This is a genomic window from Selenomonas sp. ND2010, from assembly GCF_000702005.1.
GTDB lineage: Bacteria > Bacillota > Negativicutes > Selenomonadales > Selenomonadaceae > Selenomonas_A.
Window position 1 is genome coordinate 38,551 of the sequence record NZ_JNKI01000019.1, and the last position, 19,263, is coordinate 57,813.

At 49.6% G+C, this 19,263-nt stretch carries 18 protein-coding genes; 3 read left to right on the forward strand and 15 right to left on the reverse strand.

Features of this window, described 5'->3' with window-relative positions:
• Positions 1-57 precede the first annotated feature (57 nt).
• From T504_RS0108420 to T504_RS0108465, 10 genes are all read right to left on the reverse strand, one after another.
• Positions 58-1,644, reverse strand: coding sequence for a dicarboxylate/amino acid:cation symporter (locus T504_RS0108420; RefSeq protein ID WP_033170633.1), 1,587 nt, complete (start codon positions 1,642-1,644; stop codon positions 58-60).
• A 36-nt stretch (positions 1,645-1,680) separates the two neighbouring features.
• Positions 1,681-3,288, reverse strand: a complete 1,608-nt coding sequence (locus tag T504_RS0108425; protein WP_033170634.1) for a dicarboxylate/amino acid:cation symporter — start codon at positions 3,286-3,288, stop codon at positions 1,681-1,683.
• A 24-nt stretch (positions 3,289-3,312) separates the two neighbouring features.
• A complete protein-coding gene (locus T504_RS0108430; protein WP_033170635.1) occupies positions 3,313-3,768 on the reverse strand; it encodes an ATP-binding protein in 456 nt (151 codons plus the stop codon).
• A complete protein-coding gene (locus T504_RS13885; protein WP_156033504.1) occupies positions 3,768-4,100 on the reverse strand; it encodes an STAS domain-containing protein in 333 nt (110 codons plus the stop codon). Before T504_RS13885 ends, T504_RS0108430 begins: the two co-directional genes overlap by 1 nt.
• 223 nt (positions 4,101-4,323) lie before the next feature.
• On the reverse strand, positions 4,324-5,649 hold the full coding sequence (locus T504_RS0108440; RefSeq protein ID WP_033170636.1) for an S-layer homology domain-containing protein: 1,326 nt from the start codon (positions 5,647-5,649) through the stop codon (positions 4,324-4,326).
• Between the two features lie 299 nt (positions 5,650-5,948).
• Complete coding sequence (locus T504_RS0108445) at positions 5,949-7,295, reverse strand: S-layer homology domain-containing protein (protein WP_033170637.1); 1,347 nt, start codon at positions 7,293-7,295, stop codon at positions 5,949-5,951.
• 278 nt (positions 7,296-7,573) lie between these two features.
• Complete coding sequence (locus T504_RS0108450) at positions 7,574-8,851, reverse strand: putative porin (RefSeq protein WP_033170638.1); 1,278 nt, start codon at positions 8,849-8,851, stop codon at positions 7,574-7,576.
• A 280-nt stretch (positions 8,852-9,131) separates the two neighbouring features.
• Positions 9,132-10,445 (reverse strand): S-layer homology domain-containing protein, encoded by a 1,314-nt coding sequence (locus T504_RS0108455; protein ID WP_033170639.1) that lies wholly within the window; start codon positions 10,443-10,445, stop codon positions 9,132-9,134.
• Positions 10,446-10,809: 364 nt separating this feature from the next.
• Positions 10,810-12,108: an S-layer homology domain-containing protein gene (locus T504_RS0108460; protein ID WP_033170640.1), complete on the reverse strand. Its 1,299-nt coding sequence runs from the start codon at positions 12,106-12,108 to the stop codon at positions 10,810-10,812.
• Between the two features lie 297 nt (positions 12,109-12,405).
• Complete coding sequence (locus T504_RS0108465; RefSeq protein WP_033170641.1) at positions 12,406-12,609, reverse strand: DUF951 domain-containing protein; 204 nt, start codon at positions 12,607-12,609, stop codon at positions 12,406-12,408.
• A 31-nt stretch (positions 12,610-12,640) separates the two neighbouring features.
• Between T504_RS0108465 and T504_RS0108470 the strand changes: the two genes are divergently transcribed.
• Positions 12,641-13,438 (forward strand): carbon-nitrogen family hydrolase, encoded by a 798-nt coding sequence (locus tag T504_RS0108470; protein ID WP_033170642.1) that lies wholly within the window; start codon positions 12,641-12,643, stop codon positions 13,436-13,438.
• Between the two features lie 91 nt (positions 13,439-13,529).
• Here T504_RS0108470 and T504_RS0108475 read toward each other — a convergent pair whose 3' ends face one another.
• The 3 genes from T504_RS0108475 to T504_RS0108485 form a co-directional block, all read right to left on the reverse strand.
• Positions 13,530-14,126, reverse strand: coding sequence for a TorD/DmsD family molecular chaperone (locus T504_RS0108475; RefSeq protein WP_197018698.1), 597 nt, complete (start codon positions 14,124-14,126; stop codon positions 13,530-13,532).
• Positions 14,127-14,270: 144 nt separating this feature from the next.
• Positions 14,271-15,455: a PucR family transcriptional regulator gene (locus T504_RS0108480; protein ID WP_033170644.1), complete on the reverse strand. Its 1,185-nt coding sequence runs from the start codon at positions 15,453-15,455 to the stop codon at positions 14,271-14,273.
• Positions 15,445-16,005, reverse strand: a complete 561-nt coding sequence (locus T504_RS0108485) for a 4Fe-4S dicluster domain-containing protein (protein ID WP_033170645.1) — start codon at positions 16,003-16,005, stop codon at positions 15,445-15,447. The genes T504_RS0108480 and T504_RS0108485 overlap by 11 nt, the downstream gene beginning before the upstream one ends.
• Before the next feature lie 105 nt (positions 16,006-16,110).
• On the opposite strand from T504_RS0108485, the gene T504_RS0108490 reads away from it, so the two are divergent.
• A complete protein-coding gene (locus tag T504_RS0108490; protein ID WP_072022722.1) occupies positions 16,111-18,075 on the forward strand; it encodes a molybdopterin-dependent oxidoreductase in 1,965 nt (654 codons plus the stop codon).
• Positions 18,076-18,141: 66 nt separating this feature from the next.
• Here T504_RS0108490 and T504_RS14795 read toward each other — a convergent pair whose 3' ends face one another.
• Together T504_RS14795 and T504_RS14800 are read right to left on the reverse strand one after the other, a co-directional pair.
• Complete coding sequence (locus T504_RS14795; RefSeq protein ID WP_197018699.1) at positions 18,142-18,414, reverse strand: hypothetical protein; 273 nt, start codon at positions 18,412-18,414, stop codon at positions 18,142-18,144.
• A 124-nt stretch (positions 18,415-18,538) separates the two neighbouring features.
• A complete protein-coding gene (locus tag T504_RS14800; RefSeq protein ID WP_051635284.1) occupies positions 18,539-18,847 on the reverse strand; it encodes a hypothetical protein in 309 nt (102 codons plus the stop codon).
• Between the two features lie 141 nt (positions 18,848-18,988).
• Between T504_RS14800 and T504_RS0108500 the strand changes: the two genes are divergently transcribed.
• Positions 18,989-19,263, forward strand: a 275-nt coding sequence (locus T504_RS0108500) for a helix-turn-helix domain-containing protein (protein WP_033170188.1), incomplete at its 3' end; no start/stop codon positions are given.

The following is a 19,263-nucleotide window of genomic DNA, read 5'->3' on the forward strand; positions in this document are numbered from 1 at the left end:
CATATTTCGTAATATCCGCAAGAAATCGCCCCTAACCATAACTTCTCCTTTACCGATTTACCTTCTTTTCCCGATTTCCCCGGCAATGTCCAGCAATTCACAGTCCCGTATCAGCATCGACATAACCGAGGATATATTCACCACAAAAACAGCCGAAACCATCAGCATGCCGATAGAGTCCAATGGCAGCGCCAGCTGGTTAAAGATAATGGCATATATGGCCATAATGCCGCCAGGTACCGGCGGCGTGGCAATGCTCAGCTGCAAAGCCAGGATAATAGTTATGACCAAAGAGAACAAGGAGAGCTCCAGCCGGGCATTGTAGGCCGTATAAAATACGCCGGCCACCAACGCCGCCGCTGCCGAAGGGGAAAACATCGCATGGGACAGGGGCAGCCAAAAATCACAAAACTTGCCCTCGATCTTCAACTCTTCTTTGGCAAAAATCATATTCGCTGACATGGCCGCCGTATTGCTGGCGGTGGAAAAAGAAATCAGGAATACCTTGGCTCCCTTACGCAGGAACGCCCCTATGTTCAGCTTGTATTTATAGGCAATGTGCAGGAGCATGAGCAAACCAAAGCCTGTGCAGAATACATAATTGGCGGCAATGATTCGCCACACGGCAAAAATCGTATCCAGGCTGCTGCCTGCGATTACCTTGAACACGTTCAGGAAAATTGCGGCATAAATGACCTTGGACACGATATCCATCATCTTGAAAATCAGCTTATTCAACTCATCGATGAGGGTTTTCACGTTCGGAATCACGTTGGTCAAGGTAAGGACACTGATGCCTGTCAGGATAGCGATGCAAACGATTTGCAGGATATTCCCTTCCACGAACGGCGCCACCAGATTATGCGGCAAAATGCCCAGCAGAAGCCGGATCAACTCAGCAGGCGCCAGCTGGCTTCCTCCGCTAAGGGCCAGGACAGGAAAAAACAGCTGGCATACAGCCGCCGCAAACAGGGCCATCAGCAGCATCACAGCAAAAAAGCGGCGTATGACCCGAAGCCCTACGCTGCTGAAGGTAGCTACATCTTCCATCAGGCAGATGCCATTCACAATGGATAGGAAGACAAAGGGCCCCGTAACGGCAACGATCAGCCCCATCAAGGTCTTTAGCAACGGCTCGACCGCATCCTGCAGGATAGCGGTCTGCCATCCCGCAGGCAGCATAGCATGGATAGCAGCACACACCACGGCCAGCAGCGCCGCGATCGTGATGGAGCCTCCCGGTATTTTTACGGGCTTCCACTCTTTCCTGGCATACGTGCTGATCTCATTGCAGCCATTCCGGTAAGCATAGACCGTTTCCGCATGTTCGTAACTCATCAGCCCTTTTAAGATATCCGCCGACAGGATTTCCTCGTCCTCATCATCCGTATAGAACGGATCGAAGGGCTCTCCCTTTATCCTTATGATGACTTTCGGCACCCCAAACCACTTTTGGATTTTAAGACTGTATTTATGCTCACTGCCAAAATGCTGCTGACAGCGAAGCATAGCTTCTTCCAGCAGCAAACAGATTTTTAAACAGTCACGCTTCGACACCGCCGAATTTTCAAAAACGACACGAACATTCTCAATTGTTTTTTCAAGATCTTCATTGCTAAACTTCATTTTCGTATCCGCTAACATTCCCTACATCCTTTGTTCAACCCATCGTTTTGCTCCTTACGGGCTTTTGCGATAAACATCCACATCCACCTGCTTTTCTCTCACTGCTAACAACATAGTAGAAGTGATATTGCCCACCACGCTCTGGGCGGTTCCCGGCATGTCCATAAGTGGCTCGATTCCGATAAAATGCATGACTGCTGTTCCCGGAATCCCCATATTTTCCAATATGGACGGCATGACCAAAAGCCCAATCCCAGTCAGTGCCATCAAGAACTCCACAAAAAAGAGCGAGACCAAAAAATCTGCATCCAGGCTTACCTGAAAGGTACACGCCAACATCATGGACACCACGGAAACATAGTAAGCGGTACCGTCCATGTTAAACTGCATGCCGACAGGAATGGCAAATTTGCTCATTCGTTCCGAAATCCCCATTTTCTTGGTACAAAAGGAAAGTGTCGCCGGTAAACAGGCATTGGAACTGCTGGTAGAAAAAGGAAGCACACTGAACGGTATGGCTTTTTGCAGGAAGGGCAGAGGGGAGAGTCTGGCGGTCAAGGCAATCAAGATGGCGGATACGATAAAACAAAGCGGCAGCCCCAAGGCTACCCCCATCAGCAATCTTCCATAAGCCACTAACCCCCAAAGGCCCACATGCAGAATCATCTTGGCCGTAGAAATCCCGACCATGAAGGGCAGCAAACGGCTCATAGCACTGACAATCTCCATGGTAAATCTGCTCAAGAACTCTACGCCCTCCCTAGCCCAGGCCAGTTCTCCCTCCATACGGTTCAAGATCATACCCGATAAACAGGCCAGGAAAAGGGTCTGCATGATATTATTGCCAGCAAAAGGCGAGATAAAATCGCCAGGCACAATACCGATAAGCAGGGCACGAATGCTGATTCCAGCCGCTTGCGGGGCCGGATCGCCATCCATGATGGTAGAAAGCATCTCCGTCATTCCGCCTACGCAATAACCAACAAAAAGCCCTGCTACCACATAAAAAGCCAGCTTGCCCAGCGACCACATAACCAGGCGCCAGCCAATCCGTCCTAAGCTGGCCGAATCCGACATACTGATGATTCCCGCTATGACCGAGAAAAAAATCATGGGCGCCACAGCCATCATCAAGGCACTTACAAATACAGACTGCACACTATCAATAAGGTTGCTGTCAATCCACTGATTGGTTTCCGGGCTGACAAATGCATTCATCAAGAGTCCCCCCAAAGCTCCTGCCAGCAAGCCCAAGAGTATGTTGCGCACTTCCTTGCCAATCGGGTCACAGGGCTGAATGGATACCACATTCTCCCGTTCCGACCACCTTCGGGTATACCGCAGCTGTTTCAGGTGAGACCGCAAAAGCGCATACCCCAGGATATCTTCTTCCTCGTCTTCCGACCAAGGCACCAGTGGATTGCATTCGTCCCCTTCCACCACAAAGAGCAGCCTCACATGGGAAAAACGCTTTCTAAGGAAAAGGCGTGCACAAAAATTGTCCGGATTGTCCGCACGTCGGGAGAACCGAAGGAAAAGTTCTTCCACCAGCATCTGGGTTACATATATTTCTTTCTCCTTGAGGTTCTCCCGGGCAAGATTCGCCGCAATCCAGTCCATAACCTCCGCGATACTTTCCCGGGTTATTACCAAACTATCCATTTCTTATCGATCCTTACCGATTCCCTATGTTAGTTTCAGCCAAAGGGAAAGTATATTGGCTTTTCCCCCTTGAAAGTCTTCGTATGCATACGCTATCCTGTCAAAGCTTTTGCGCACGAGATGAATCCCTAAGCCGCCTTCCTCCCAATCCTCCACAGTCCGGCCTTTCGAATGGCACCGCTCTTCTGTCAGCGGGTTGAATGGCCGGCCATGATCGGCAAAATCCAGTCGGAAAAAATCCCCTTCCCTCCGTGCCCGGATCCAGACAGGCCCAGGTGCATCGTAGGCATAGGTTATGATATTTATCAGCATTTCCTCTATGCCAAGCTCCAACGTGAATTCCTTCCTCTCAGGAATCCCTGCCGCTTGGGCATTTGCCAGGATGTCCTCCCGCATGGTATCATACATTTCCCTGGTGGCAGGATAATCCTGCCACGCCGATAAATCCTTCATGTCTTCATCCCTCCGGCCTGCTGCCATCACAACTCATCCAAGGATTTCCGCATATTAAGGAGCGTATCCATATTGCTGTCTGTCAACACGGTCTCTACCACCCCGCCAGCGCCAGCCACCGTGAACTCACGGCCTTCCTTCTTGGCCTTTTTCAACAGGCGCAGCAGGACGCGGAGACCGGCACTGGAAATGTAGGTCACTTTGCTCATATCCAGGACCGTTTTCTCTTCACGCCCCACGATTTCTTCCCCGCTTTGGTACACCAAATCCGCCGTGGAAATGTCGATGCGGCCTTCCACACTCCATACCAGCCAGCCATTTTCCCATTTTGTTTCCTTCTGCACAACTTCATTTGCCATAATATCAGCACCTCGCAATGCAAAACCATACGGTTTCGATAAATCTGCTATCCATTTTACTTTACTAAGTAATTCGACAAAGACCAATACATTCCTGCCATCGTCCCGCAGGCCAAGGCCCGCAGGCGCCCAGCGCCGTCATGCGCGGTAAAAAATGCATACAAAAAAGCCTCCGCAGTGCGGAGGCTTTTCCATTCCGTAAAACTTCTGTCAATCGCAGGGATTAGAACAGGAAGTTAACCTGACCGAAGATGCGGTCGGATTTAACATCCGTGTGGAGATCCTTGTTCTTGCCATAACGAGCTACTGCTACGACGTTCTTGAACGGCGTGTAGTTAGCACCGAGCTCCCAGCCCTTCTGGCCAGCTTCGATTGCATCGTAGGTGTTGAACAGGTCAACGTTGTTGCCGAGGTGACGGTAAGCTACCCAAGCACCCCAAGTGCCTTTGTTCTCATCCTGAGCGCCTTTGTAGTCGAGCTCAGCAGCAGCTGCTTTCTTGTAATAGTCAGCATCATGGTTCTCAGCATAGTAGCCGTTTACAGCCCAGTTCTTGTCGAAGGTGTAAGCGCCTTTTGCCATCCAGATGTTAGCTTCATCCGTATTCGGATTGTTGGAATAAGCAACATAATTACCATCAGAATCTTTAGCCGTGTAAGCACCACCATCCTTCGTGTTCAGATGATGATAGTCAGCACCGAGGGACAGTTTGCCGAAGTCATAGCCAAGGCCAGCATACTGATAATTAGCAGTATCATCAGCAGCATTTTCAGGATCAGCATCCTTGATGCGGCCAGCACCAGCCGTTACTTTCAGAGCTTTGCCGAAGGAAACCTCAGCACCGGAGAACGTCGTATCGAAAATGCTGTCATCATCGATCGGAGCGAATTTACCGAGCTTCGTGGAGAAGTTCGTGTAGTCGCCCTGTGCCCAGATACGTTTCAGTTTAACGCTGCCGCCATTGTCATCATATTCCTTGGTTTTATCATTCCAAACATGGTCAGCGTCTCTATTAAGCGTATTTACCGTAGCATCGAGACGAGCCTTTACATGCCAGTTGCTGTTGACCTCAGCGGACGGCTCGAGACGGAACAGAACTTTGTTCAGATCGTCATGACGGTCTTTAGCTTCGCTCTGGCCTTTCGTGTTCGTGCGAGCGAAATCGTACTCAGCTTTGCCGTTCCATTTTACTTTGTCAGCGTTTTTCTCGAGGTTAGCAACGCGAACGCCGAGGTTGTTGAGCTCATCGCCGAACTCAGCTGCCAGTTTGTCCAGCAGAGCTTTGTCGTTGCCGGAAACCGTTACGTTCTGGCTCTTAGCCATAGCGCGGGCAACCATTACAGCCATCTCATAACGAGTGATCTGTTTCTGGCCTTTGTACGTGCCATCGCTATAACCCGTGATAACGCCATCCTGAGCGAGCTGTGCTACAGCATCATATGCCCAGTGGTCTGCCGGTACATCTTCGAACGGGTTTGCTGCTGCAAACGTCGTGCTAGCTGCGCCAACAACGAGAGCCGTCGTCAGTGCGGATACAAGAGTCTTTTTCATAAAAGAACCCCTCCTCTTAAATTAATAATATACCCTTAATGTTCCAGGGAAAGATTAGGAATTCTTGTGAGTGTCCATGTTTCCTCGACAATTTTCTTAATAGTTCCTCAGAACAGCCTTAATATTATCATAAATATTTTGCAAAAGCAAGCAATTTCACGATAATAATTCTCAAGTTCGCGTTAAAGTTTCTTTAAAGAATTAAAAAACGGATAGAATTTCTTTTGTTTCTTCGCAAAAGAAATTCTATCCGTCAGATTTCTATCTATTTCCGCTTACTCGCAACTGCTTCGGTTCGATTAGAACAGGAAGTTTACACGACCGAAGAGGTTCTGAACGTCTTTGTCCGTCTGGAGGTCTTTGCCTTTACCATAGCGGAGCGTCAGGATCGTGTTTTTGAACATCGCGTAGTTGCCGCCAACTTCGAAGCCCTTCTGGCCATGGTTATCGATGTTGATAACATCCCACGGGCTGGCAACGAAAGCGTTACGGCCGAGGTGACGATATGCTACCCAAACACCATAGGTGCCTTTGTTCTCAGCCTGTGCACCCTTATAATCGAGCTCTGCACTGCCAGCTTTGTTGAAGTAATCTGCATCATGGTTCTGAGCATAGAAGCCTTTGAAAGCTACATTCTTGCTGAAGCGGTAAGCACCTTTCGCGAGAATGATGTTAGCCTCATCCGTCTTGGAGTTGGAATAAGCGTTCTTCACACCGTCCTTATTGAAACCAGCTGCATTCAGATGATGCCAACGAACAGCTCCCGTGAGTTTGCCCTTGTCGAGACCAAGGCCGACATACTGATAGTTAGCGGCCAAATCATCATCCTCAGGGAGGACACCGCTCGAGTAATTATATTCACCCGAAGCTTGCAGAGTAGCTTCATGATTCAAAGCAGCCGGGCTGTTGACACGGCCAGCACCAGCGATGAAGTTTACACCATCACCAGCCGGGTTGTAGCCGACCTCAACACCGGAGAACGGCGTATCGGTAATCGTATCATCATCCGGAGCAGCGAATTTACCGGCTTTGTAAGTCATGCTGCCGTAGTTACCCTCAGCCCAAACACGTTTGAGTGATACTTTATCATGGTCAGCATCATTTGCTTTATCCGTATCCAGATCCGTATCAGCATCGAGACGAGCCTTTACATGCCAATGATTGTTGACTTCAGCGCTCGGCTCGAGACGGAACAGCACGTTGTTGCGGCTGTCTTTTTCGTCGATAGCCTGACCTTCCGTCATATAGTGCTGGAACGTATACTCTGCCGTGCCATGCCATGCGACTTTATCCGCATTTTTCTCGAGATTAGCAACGCGAACGCCAAGGTTGTTGAGCTCATCACCGAACTCAGCTGCCAGTTTGTCCAGCAGTGCTTTGTCGTTGCCAGAAACATTTACCCCATTGCTATTTGCCATAGCACGAGCAACCATTACTGCCATCTCATAGCGCGTAATCTGTTTGTCCCCTTTGTACGTGCCATCACTATAACCCGTTACCACACCGTCTTTAGCCAGCTGAGCTACGGCATCGTATGCCCAGTGGTCTGCTGGAACATCCGTGAACGGATTCTGAGCAGCGAACGTAGTGCTGGCAGCACCAACTACGAGTGCCGTCGTCAAAGCAGATACCAGAGTCTTTTTCATAGTGAAACTCCCCCTAAATATAGAATATATAACCCCTCGTCCCTAAGAGCAGTATACCAGGTTCGTTTCCCCACGAGTATCCTTGTTTCCTCGTACCCCTGGTACCTTTCCCTCGGACGATTCTTATAATATCATAAATGGCGTTTTTTGACAACGGTTCCACACGATTTTTTCGCGATTTTTCGCATTTTTTCATGTTTTTCTAAACAACTACACGAAAAAGCCTTCCCCCGAAAGGGAAGGCTTTCGATTCGAATCAATAATTCGCTACTATTTTTTTAGAATTTGAACTCAACGCGACCGAAGAGTTTCTCAGCATCTTTACCGCTGTCGATTTTCTCACCGTTGAAGTATTTGAGCGTTGCTACCGTGTTCTTAGCGAGCGTGTAGTTCGTGCCTACTTCCCAGCCTTTCGTGCCAGCCCATGCACCATCATAAGACGGGTCAAAGGCTACGTTCTGGCCGAGATGACGGTATGCAGCGTATGCACCCCAGGTACCCTTGTTGGCATCCTGTGCCCCTTTATAGTCGAGCTCTACGGAACCAGCTTTCTTGTAGTTGTCAGCCTTAGCGTTTTCGGCATAAGTACCAGCGAGGGCTACATTCTTATCAAAGGCATAGCGGGCATTTGCCGACCAGATCTGAGCCTTATCGCTGGCCTCGCCATTGCGGTAGTTTGCCATGTTCTTGAAGTTATCGCTCTCGAGATTGTGGTAAGCAGCACCGAGGGACAGTTTGTCCTTGCCATACTGCAGGCCAACGCTCTGCATGCTAGCCGTATCGTTGATGTATTTGCCAGCAGCATCTTTGACTTTGACTGCCTTATTGTTCGTGTCACCCGTCAGGTCAAAGCGGCCTGCCTGCAGCGTGAGTTTGAGATCCTTGCCCGTAGTAATGCTTGCACCGGAAATCTCATCATCGAAAAGCAGGTCCTTGTCAAGCTGCATCGGCAGTTTACCGAGTTTGATGTTCGTGTTGCCATACTGGCCATCAGCCCAGATGCGTTTCAGTTCGACATCCGATTTGCTCTGGTCGCTCTTGAGATCCGTAGCGGCATCGAGACGGGCATTTACATGCCAGTTGTCATTGATTTCAGCGCTCGGCTCCAAACGCAGGAGCAGGTCGTTGTCATTTACTTTGTCTTTAGCTGCGCTCTTGTCACGCGTGCTCGTATAAGTGTAACGAGCCTCGCCGTTCCATTTTACTTTGTCGGCATTTTTCTCGAGGTTGCTTACGCGAACGCCCAGGTTGTTGAGCTCATCGGCGAACTCTGCGGACAATTTGTCCAAGAGAGCCTTGTCGTTGCCGCTGACATTCTGTTTTGCCATTGCTTTGGCAACCATCTGAGCCATCTCATAACGCGTAATCTGTTTGTCGCCTTTGAACGTGCCATCCGCATAACCTTCGATGACGCCATCGTTAGCCAACTGAGCTACTGCATCGTATGCCCAGTGGTCAGACGGTACATCCTGGAACGGGTTCGTAGCAGCAAATGTAGTGGAAGCAGCACCTACCACCAGTGCCGTAGTCAGTGCAGATACAATAGTTTTTTTCATGATAATCTCCTCCATTTCGTAAAAACGAAAAGTAAAAAATGTTGTCATCCTTCCGGTCCGGGTCGGCGGAGCATCATGAGTGTCCATGTTTCCTCAGCGCTCTTTTGCCGCCCTGTCCCTTGGGATGATTTAATTATATTACTTGACAAAGTCAATTACAATTAATGAACGATTATTCTTTCCTTATGTTTTGATTAGATGGTTTTCTAAGTCAACTATAAGAATAAGAAAAAGACCTTCCTCAAAATGAGGAAGGTCTGACCAATCGAAACAGAATCGATTAGAAGAAGAACTCAACGCGGCCGAAGAGCTTGGAAACGTCTTTCTTCGTGTTCAGGTCTTCACCGTTGAAGTATTTCACGTTAGCAACCGTGTTCTTGAACAGCGTGTAGTTGCCGCCGACTGCCCAGCCCTTGGAGTTGAGCTGTGCATCATCCTGGTTAGCATCGAGTACTGCATATTTGCCGATATGGCGGTATGCTACATAAGCACCCCAAGTGCCCTTGTTGGCTTTCTGAGCACCCTTATAGTCGAGCTGTACCATGCCAGCCTTGTTGTAGTAGTCAGCTTTCTCGTTCTTGATATAAGCGCCGCCAAGAGTTACATCTTTGCCGAGTTTATAGGAACCAGCAACCTCCCAAGCACCAAAGGTGTCTTCCTTGCCGCTCTTAGCATACGCATCCGTCTTAAGTGCATCAGAAGTTGCATTATAATAAGCAGCCGTACCGGAGAGATTGCCCGTCTTGTACGTCAGCGCAACACTCTGAAGATTTGCTGCTGAATCTTTATGATAATTAGCATCAAGCTTATCCGTCCAACCAGCAACCAAACCAGCACTATCAAGCGTAGAATCATCAGCTAAGTCAATGCGGCCAGCAAATACCGTAGCTTTGAGTTTGTTACCAACCGTTACAGCAGCACCAGAAGCCTGATCATTGAGCATCAGGGAGTTATCATAGTTCGTAGCAACGCCGAACTTACCGAGTTTAACCTGGAAGTTCTTGTAGTCGCCCTGTGCCCAGATGCGCTGCAGTTTTACATCGCCATCTTTCTTCGTATCTCTATCTTTGTTGAGATCCGTACGACCATCGAGACGGGCTTTTACATGCCAGTTGCTGTTGACTTCAGCGCTCGGCTCGAGACGGAGCAGCATCTCATCAGCGTTGGCTTTGTTTTTAACACCAGCCAGGTTCTCCGTGCGTTTGCTCGTATAGGTGTAACGAGCCTCGCCGTTCCATTTTACTTTGTCAGCGTTTTTCTCGAGGTTAGCTACGCGAACGCCCAGGTTGTTGAGCTCGTCGCCGAACTCAGCTGCCAGTTTGTCCAGCAGGGCTTTGTCGTTGCCCGTGACATTCTGTTTTGCCAGTGCACGTGCAACCATCTGAGCCATCTCATAACGCGTAATTCTGTTGTCGCCTTTGAACGTGCTGTCACCATAACCCTCGATGATACCATCGTTAGCCAGCTGTGCTACAGCATCATAAGCCCAGTGTTCAGCCGGTACATCCTGGAACGGGTTCTGAGCAGCGAACGTCGTGCTGGCAGCACCAACTACGAGTGCCGTCGTCAGTGCAGTTACAAGAGTCTTTTTCATGAGAAATTCCTCCCTTTTCAATAAAACAAAAACATCTGTCTCGAGAAGTGTTTGGTAAGGAATTCCCATGAGTTTCCATGTTTCCTCAGCGTCTTCCTTATCATTCTCTCTCGATTGATTTCATATTAGCACGCAGCACGAGCAATTGCAAACATTTTTTAACAGTCTGATAACTTGCCTCTCAGCCTCTTTTAACATCTGAAAACAAGCTGAAAGCCTGTTATATCAAGCTTGAAATCGGTTTCTCTCCCCCTGAAAAGACCACCTTTCCTTCTATAATATCCTAGAATTATATTTCGATTAAATAAGCCCCTTGACCGGTTTGAACCAGTCAAGAGGCTTATTTTACCACCGTTTTCTTCTATTAGAAGAAGAAGCTTACGCGAGCGTAAAGCGTCTCTGCTTTGTCGTTATGGTTGGCGAACTGTTTGCCGTTGAAGTAGCCAAACGTCGTCAGCGTGTTCTTCAGCGGTACATAGCTGGCCGAGAAATCCCAGCCTTTTTCGTTGAGGGCGTTGTACGGAGCAAAGAGTGCATGAGCCGTATCAAAAGTCGGCATCAGCGAAGCGTTGCTGCCCAGGTGACGGTAAGCAACGGAAGCGCCAAAGGTACCTTTGTTAGCCTTGTTAGCACCTTTGTAGTCGATCTCAGCCGTGCCGGATTTCTTGTAATCCTTGGCATCCGTGTTTTCCGCGTAAGCACCAGCTACTGCCCAGTTCTTATCGAAGGTGTAGCGGGCACCTGCCGACAGGATGTCGGCATCGTCCTTATTGGCTTTGTAGCCCGAAGCCGTCTTGAAGACTTCGCTGTTAAAGTGACGGTAGCCAAGGCCCCCCGTCAGTTTGCCCTGCTCCGCATTCAGCTGAACGCCCTGATAGCTGGCGGCATCATTTTTCGCACCATCCTTCACTGTGCCATTGGCATCCTCATTGATGTTCCAACGGCCAGCCTCAGCCGTGAGTTTTACTTTATTGCCCACCGTAGCCTGTACACCGGAGAAGAAATCATCCATGACGAGGCCATCATCGTTGGTGGAGTAGAACGGCATCTTACCAGCTTTGACGTTCAGGCTGCCGTAGTTGCCTTCCGCAAAGATATAGGACAGTTCCGTCGTGCCCGTGTTGTCCTTATTCATGAGGAAGTTGCTGGTCAGACGAGCTTTGACGGACCAGTTGTCATTGATCTCAGCCGTCGGGAAGAGACGGAAGGATACATGATCGATATTATCCTTTTTCTTATTGCCAGCAGCTTTTTCGTCGCGATAGCTCCAGTAACGGTAACGAGCCTCGCCCGTCCATTTTACCTTGTCGGCATTTTTCTCAAGATTGGCTACGCGAACGCCGAGGTTGTTGAGCTCATCGGCAAACTCAGCGGCCAATTTATCCAAGAGGGCTTTATCATTGCCGGAAACCGTTACATTCTGGCTCTTAGCCATTGCCTTGGCCACCATCTGAGCCATCTCATAGCGGGTAACCTGGCGGTCCCCTCTGAAATGAGTGCCATCATAACCATTAACAATTCCATCCTGTGCCAGCTGTGCTACTGCATCGTATGCCCAATGCTCTGCCGGTACATCCGAGAACGGGCTTGCTGCTGCAAACGTCGTGCTGGCAGCGCCAACTACGAGCGCCGTCGTCAGTGCGGATACAAGCGTCTTTTTCATAATCAAGACTCCTCCCCAAAATATATAGAAAAAACGTGCCTGTTCGCAATCAGCGGATACCTTCTGCCGGAGTTTCCTTGTTTCCTCCGCCAATGTCCTTTAATTGCGAACATGTATCCCATGATAGCATAACCATTACAAATTTACAAGTATCAATCCTGTTTCATTGCCCCACTCGTAAAAAAACGCCCATCGGCTTCGTAAACGACCGGTTAAGGCCCTCACGTGTTAACCAATGGGCATTTTTTATCTCCCGAACGGCTATTTCACGCCGCCCCGGATATGGTATAATTATTCTTAGTTTTCCAAATCTGCGTGTTTCACAATGGCACGCACCATTTTTTCGAATTTTGGCCGGGGGAGCATCACCAAATGACCGCACCCTTGGCATTTCAGACGGAAATCCATGCCGACGCGCAGGATTTCCCACTCACTGCTGCCGCAGGGATGCGGCTTCTTCATGCGAACGATATCGCCCAGGCTGTACTGTTGTTTTTCCATTTTATCTTCTCCCCTCATGAGGTGATTTACTATGAAAGTTGCCATCCTACAGATGGCAGTCGCATTCGGCGAGCCCCAAAAGAATATCGCAAACCTCTATCGCATGGCAGAAGACGCCATGAAGAGCCGCCCCGATGTCCTGCTGCTGCCGGAGCTCTGGCCGGTAGGCTTTTATCCGCAGCCAATCCGAGACTACGCCGATCCCGACGGCAGGCAGATGCGCGACACCCTAGCCAAACTTTCCAATCATTATCAGGTCAATATCGTCGGGGGTACCGTAGCCAACGCCATCGGCAAACAGGTCTTCAATACCTGCTATGTCTTTGACCGCAACGGCCAGCTGGCCGCGACCTACCATAAAGCCCACCTCTTCACCCCCAGTGGCGAAGCCGAGGATTTCGAACCGGGAAACAGTCTCGTGACGGTTACCCTCGATGGGGTAAAATGCGGCATTGCCGTCTGCTATGATATCCGTTTCCCCGAATTCACCCGCCAGCTGACCTTAGCCGGCATCAATGTACTCTTCCTGCCAGCCGCCTGGCCACAGACCCGGCTGTTCCACTGGCAGACGCTGATTCGCGCCCGCGCCATCGAAAACCAAATTTTCATCGCGGCCTGCAACGAAGCGGGACTCGGCCCTCATGACACCCCGCTAGCCGGACACTCGGCCATCATTGACCCCTGGGGGGAAATCCTCACCGAAGCCGGCGAGGAGGAATGTATCCTGCAGGGAAATCTGCGACCAGCCATCCGCACCCAGATAAAAGAATCCATGGATGTTCTTGCAGACCGCCGCGAAACATTATATCTTTCCAAGCCGAAAAAATAAGACGCAAGGAGCAGACAGCCTGCTCCTTGCGTCTTATTTTACGTTATAAAAAAGGGAACGTCAATATAGGGGAAAGCTCGTGAAGCAGGGATTACGCTTCACAAGCATCGAGGGCAATCAACTCCTGCTCCGACAGCAGGAAGGTGTTCATCGCCGCGGCAACATCTTTGCAAAAAGCCGATACACTGTAGCGGCGCACATCGCGAAGATGGTCATAAAGCCAGGCGAGAATGTGTTCTTTCAAAAACCATTGATAGGTGCAATAGAGGCCATCGGCCTCCTTGGTCTGAAGCGATGGCAGACCAGCCAAGGTCTCCAAAAGCTTGCTCACAAAGGCAAGGGAATAAAAGATATGGCCGTCCAAGGCATCATCTTCCTCCGCGGACGCCATGCCAGCCTCCACGCAAGCACTGCGCACCAGCAGATTTTCCGATTCAATCAGCTGCGGATTGACCTTATGATAAAACGCCTCAAACGGTGGTGCCAAAAGCGTGCACGGCCCAAGGAAGAGCCGATTGTAATCATAGGCACTATCGACATCGATTTTCGGCACAACGACCCGTCCCGGCAGCAGCTCACCAATATGCTGTGCTGCTGCCTTGCCCGAGCGCAGGACCCCCGAATAATACTCGGACAACTCGCGGTATATCTCTGCTTTCTGCAGCAAGGCTTCCCTGCTTCCACACATTTCCATTTCACACCTTTTCTAAAATTTTCCGCACATATCAATTTTACTATTCATTTTACTAGAACTTTTGCCCTTTGATACTGTAGATTCCTCCAAATATCTATGATAAAAAATATATATTTCCACAAAGGATTAAACTTTAATTTAATACTTCGTCCGCTTGATGATGCGAATAGCCTGACAGGCCACATAAAAACGTACGCGATCACCGGCCCGTCCGAGTTCTACTCCTAGGATCTCCTGAATCTTTTTCAAACGGTTGCGAAGCGTATTGACATGGATAAAGAGCCGCTCGCTAGCCTGCGGCAACGACTCGTTCTCCTGAAAATAAGCCTCCAAAGTATCAAGATAGCCCGTGTTATTTTCCTCGTCGTGTTCCATCAACGGCCCCAAAGTCTCCTGTACGAAATCGTCCAGCTCCTCTGTCCGGATATGGGATAAGAGCTTCAGCACGCCGAGCTCTTCATAGCAGGTAATCGCGTTTTCCGGTTGACGGAACCTTCCCAGACTGACCGCCTGTCGGGCCTCCTGCAAGCTGCGGCAAAAATCAGCGGCTAATGGATACAAGCGCCCAATGCCAATCGAAAATGCCGGCAGATGGGGATTTTTCTCCCGAATTTGCTCCATCATCGAGCGGATAATCTTGACAAAATTCCCCTGACCGCTTGATTTCTGTCCCGAATCCGTTAGCAGTATCACCAGCTGATCCCTAAGCTGCATCGTAATCGGCTGTGCGAATCGCGAAGCCAAAAAACGGCTCCAATCATGCTCAAGCTCGTCGAGAAAATACGTCTCCTGCCCCGACGGCAATGGATGATCGAAATCAATCACCACGACATGATGCGGCCGTTCCAAATTCATATTCCAGAGTTTCCCGAGCTTGATCATCTCCTTGGAAGTCTCAAAATTATGATACAGCAAATCGTACAAGAACTGCTCCCGATGACTCCGCTGTTCCCGACGAATCTCCTGTTCGTGCCAGAGCAAAAAATTCAGATGATGCACGAGCTCATCCAAAAAATTCGTTTTCTCCAGCGTCAAATCGGCCGAATCCACCTCTAGTACCAACCAGCCGAGTGACTGTGACTTCATATACAGTCCGCGAAGCGTAAGTCCCGGGAAAGATTTCTCCTTTTTCTGCAATAGTGCCTGCCGGCGGTTGCGAAGCAAGGACAAGGCCGATTGTGATAGCGCATCGGTCTTGTAGCGGACATCCCCGCTAGGCTCGATTACCGCCAGCTCCAGCTCCAGCTGCTGGCTGACTATATTCACTTTCTCTTCTATTGTATTATGACGCCAAAGCTGATTGGCATCATATTTACTTGTCATGGATTTTCTTCCCCTCTTTACGCCAGAAACAAACAGGTTCCCGCGCCTCGATAAAACGCATCGACGGACGCGTATAACGCACCAGCGGATCCCCCGGAAAGTCAATTTGCTCCGCATTTAGGGTAATCAGCTTTAATGCACCCACTGGACATAATTCGACGCATACAGGCTTTTTCCCTTCTTTTAACCGATCGAGACAAAAATCACATTTCTCGGCTTTCCCTGTCTTGGCGTTGATATGGGGGGCCTCATAAGGGCAGGCTCCCACACAGCGTCCACAGCCAACACAGCGCTCACTGTGTTGAATAACCACGCCATTGCGCAGTTTGTCGTAACAATTCTCAGGACAGACGCGGATACATTCCGGCGACGCACAGTGATTGCACCCCAACGTCAAAAAGCCCTGCGGCCGTTCGCCGCCCCCCACCCGTTCCACATGGCGGAAGCTCTTTTCTGCCTCTGGGTGCTGACGCGCGCAGGCCATTTCGCAGGCCCGGCAGCCGACACATTTGGACAAATCTACCTCAAATCCCAGTTGATGTGGGTTCATATCCGCGCCTCCTTCCTAATCTATCTATGTTATAATGATAGCACAAAAATAGTCAGAAAGGGGAGTTTCTCATTGAACCGGCAAACCTATACCATCACCCGGCACATGTGTCCACGCAACTGCTACGACTCCTGTCCCATGCTTGCCTATACCAGTCACGGGCGCATCGACCACATAACTGGCGATTCCCTGACCCCCGGTGCCGCCAAACAGCTTTGCTCCAAGAGCAATCAAATCCTCTCCACCGTCTATCACAAAGACCGGCTCCTCTATCCCATGCTCCAGCACGAACGCGGCAGCGGGCACTGGCAGCGCATCTCCTGGGACACAGCCATCGATATCATCGCCCACAAAATCCTGGATCTCAAAGAACGCTTTCATTCCACACTGCCACTCTGCCTCAACAAATACTCGGGCAATTTTGGCCTGCTTCGCAACGCCTGCGAGGGCATGTTCAACAGTCTCGGCCCAACGACCCAGACCATCGGTACGCCTTGTTTCTCCTCGGGAATTGATGCACAAAAATTGGATTTTGGCGGCAACGTCACCTCCCAGACGCAAAGCCTCGTCAACTCCAAACTCATCCTGCTATGGGGCGTCAATCCAGCCTGGACAGCCATTCATACGATGCCGGCTCTCTACGCGGCCCGCGAATGCGGCGCCAAAATCGTCGTAATCGACCCCATCCGCACCGAGACCGCCAGCAAAGCCGATTACTACATCCAGCTGCGCCCCGGAAGCGACGCCGCCCTAGCCTTGCTGCTGCTGTGCCGCCTCTATGCCCGCCACGATCTAACCACCGAATCCAATAAAATCAAAGGGCTTGAGGAATTCCTGACGGGACTTACGAAAATTGACCAGTCAAAACTACTGGCCGCTGTTGATCAAACCGATGAAACCATCGATTTTCTCGTGGAGCTCATCGCCGCCCACCATCCCATGCATATCTGGGCCGGTTTTGGCCTCCAGCGCCATTTGCAAGGCGGCCTTACCATCCGGCTTATCGACGCACTTTCCATGCTGACCAACAACATCGGCATCGCCGGCGGCGGCGTCAACTTTGCCGACCGTGAAGCCTTCCAGCTGCCATACTTCATCAAACAGTGCCGCGACGATACCCGCTTTGTCAACATCAATCAATTCTCCCATACCCTGCAAACGTTAAAAGACCCTCCTGTCCGCCTGCTTTGGATTGCCTGCCGCAATCTATGGTCGCAGGACGTCGGCCTCCAAGAACTCCACGCCCTCTGGCAAAACCTCGAGCTCATCGTCACGGCCGATAAATTCCTAACGCCAACAGCCCAAATGTCTGACATCGTCCTGCCTGTCACCACCGAATTCGAGGACCTCGATATCTACACAGGGTATTTCCAGCAGTGGCTCGGCATCAACGAACGAGCCATCCCACCCCAGGGTGAGACCAAAAGCGACCTCGAAATCGCCCGGCTGCTGACCCGCCGCCTAAACGAACTGGCTCCAGGCACCAGCACCTTCCCCGCCCATCTCACCGATGAAGAATTTCTGGACCGGGAACTCCCCGAATCACTCTGTCTCTCCATCGGCATCAAAAACTGGCGCCAGCTGCGCAAAGGCGCCATCAAAGTGCGCCCCACGCCCATTGCCTGGGAGGGCCAGCACTTTGCCACCGACGACGGCAAATTCCACTGCTGTCCCATTCCCCAAAACCTTGTCCAACTACTCCCCTCGGAGGAAATGCCCTTCTACTTCATCACGCCACATGCACAACAGAACATCAACAGCCAGATTCACACGCGGCTAAAAGAACTTTCCGAATACCCCATCGTCTACCTGCACCCCCAACCAGCCAAACAGCGTGGGCTTTCGGAATCCCAGCAGGTTATCCTCTGGAACCAATACGGAAAACTGACCGGAATCGTCTGTTTCGACAGCAGCCTGCCTCCTGACGTCATCCTCTGTTATCAAGGCAGCAGCAAGCACGGGACCGTCAACGCCCTAAACGGCGGCCGCGTCAGCGACCTTGGCAGCCTAAGCACCGGTGCCCCCGGCGTCGCTCTCTATGACGTATTAGTAAACATCCGCAGGAAATAAAATCGTGTTATAAATCCCAAAACGCCTTCCTATAGGAAGGCGTTTTTGCGTAGCAATCAATATCTATCAAATTGAAGCAATTAGGGGCAATGACTCGAGATTTAACTTAAACCTATGTGCACGATGACTTTTATCGACGCAAACATACTCCGATGGAATATTATTAATATGTGTCTTTATCGTCCGTTCATTCTTTCGCAAAGTTCCTGCAATCTCTGCTAGTGTTGCCCCATCCTCCGAAAACAAAGCAGCTTGGAGTAATACATAACAAATACTTTTATCCGTTCGATTATCAACAGCCTCAAGCCGTTCTAACAACCTGCTGTATTCTTCTAACAATCGCTCCTTCTCCTTTAAATCTTCTTTAACACGCACGATACTCTTTTCTATAATCCATAAAAAACCTGTAATGAATGGGGTTAAATCTCCCCTATTTCCATAGGAATTTGTCTCCTCAAACAATTTATAGTACATGCGAAGCGATTTTTTTATGGTTATGGACAACCGAATTGCCACTAGCGGGCTCAAAATACGCGCAAGATAAACGGTTGGCAATTTTCGTCAACTCGTTCATTTGGCTCATCAGCGAGATAGTTGTTTGCATAAGTTCTTCCGTATAATAAAAGAACGCTGGATAGTGACGCTGACTCTTCGCAGGATGAATATCGAATGCAAGTACATGCGTCAAGGGCGAATTGTACAGCGATTGGTAAAGTTCATTCCATTTGTGCTCATCAGAATGAAACAGCGCGTTTAAATGAATACTCTCCATACGAACATCCCTTCTTATGACATAATTTCAGTACCCCAACTAGGAAAGAACAGCGTTTTTTTCCTAGTTGCTAATTTATGTAGGAAAGTGTAGAGACCCCCATAAGTTAGACCAAGGAATCTAACTTATGGGGGTCTTTTTATGGCAAAATATAGTGCAGAATTTAAATGTAAGGTAGTCCAAGAGTATTTGAATGGACATATAGGATATACTGCCTTAACAAAAAAATATGACATCCCTTCCCCAAAATGCATTCAAGAGTGGGTCGGAAAATATCGTAGAATGGGGAAAGATGGGCTTCAGCGGTCAAGAAAAAATGAAACATATTCTTTCCAATTCAAGGTAAATGCTGTAGAGTTATATTTAAGTACAGAGATTTCTTACCACGAATTGGCACTTCAACTTAATTTGAAATC

Bases quoted from the DNA above. Each gene is read 5' to 3' on its own strand.
- T504_RS0108420 (WP_033170633.1), bottom strand. From the start codon at position 1,644: ATGTTAGCGGATACGAAAATGAAGTTTAGCAATGAAGATCTTGAAAAA.
- T504_RS0108485 (WP_033170645.1), bottom strand. From the start codon at position 16,005: ATGAACCCACATCAACTGGGATTTGAGGTAGATTTGTCCAAATGTGTC.
- T504_RS13885 (WP_156033504.1), bottom strand. From the start codon at position 4,100: ATGGCAAATGAAGTTGTGCAGAAGGAAACAAAATGGGAAAATGGCTGG.
- T504_RS0108430 (WP_033170635.1), bottom strand. From the start codon at position 3,768: ATGGCAGCAGGCCGGAGGGATGAAGACATGAAGGATTTATCGGCGTGG.
- T504_RS0108480 (WP_033170644.1), bottom strand. From the start codon at position 15,455: ATGACAAGTAAATATGATGCCAATCAGCTTTGGCGTCATAATACAATA.
- T504_RS0108450 (WP_033170638.1), bottom strand. From the start codon at position 8,851: ATGAAAAAAACTATTGTATCTGCACTGACTACGGCACTGGTGGTAGGT.
- T504_RS0108440 (WP_033170636.1), bottom strand. From the start codon at position 5,649: ATGAAAAAGACTCTTGTATCCGCACTGACGACGGCTCTCGTTGTTGGC.
- T504_RS0108445 (WP_033170637.1), bottom strand. From the start codon at position 7,295: ATGAAAAAGACTCTGGTATCTGCTTTGACGACGGCACTCGTAGTTGGT.
- T504_RS0108470 (WP_033170642.1), top strand. From the start codon at position 12,641: ATGAAAGTTGCCATCCTACAGATGGCAGTCGCATTCGGCGAGCCCCAA.
- T504_RS0108490 (WP_072022722.1), top strand. From the start codon at position 16,111: ATGTGTCCACGCAACTGCTACGACTCCTGTCCCATGCTTGCCTATACC.
- T504_RS0108460 (WP_033170640.1), bottom strand. From the start codon at position 12,108: ATGAAAAAGACGCTTGTATCCGCACTGACGACGGCGCTCGTAGTTGGC.
- T504_RS0108455 (WP_033170639.1), bottom strand. From the start codon at position 10,445: ATGAAAAAGACTCTTGTAACTGCACTGACGACGGCACTCGTAGTTGGT.
- T504_RS0108475 (WP_197018698.1), bottom strand. From the start codon at position 14,126: ATGTGTGGAAGCAGGGAAGCCTTGCTGCAGAAAGCAGAGATATACCGC.
- T504_RS0108425 (WP_033170634.1), bottom strand. From the start codon at position 3,288: ATGGATAGTTTGGTAATAACCCGGGAAAGTATCGCGGAGGTTATGGAC.
- T504_RS0108465 (WP_033170641.1), bottom strand. From the start codon at position 12,609: ATGGAAAAACAACAGTACAGCCTGGGCGATATCGTTCGCATGAAGAAG.
- T504_RS14800 (WP_051635284.1), bottom strand. From the start codon at position 18,847: ATGGAGAGTATTCATTTAAACGCGCTGTTTCATTCTGATGAGCACAAA.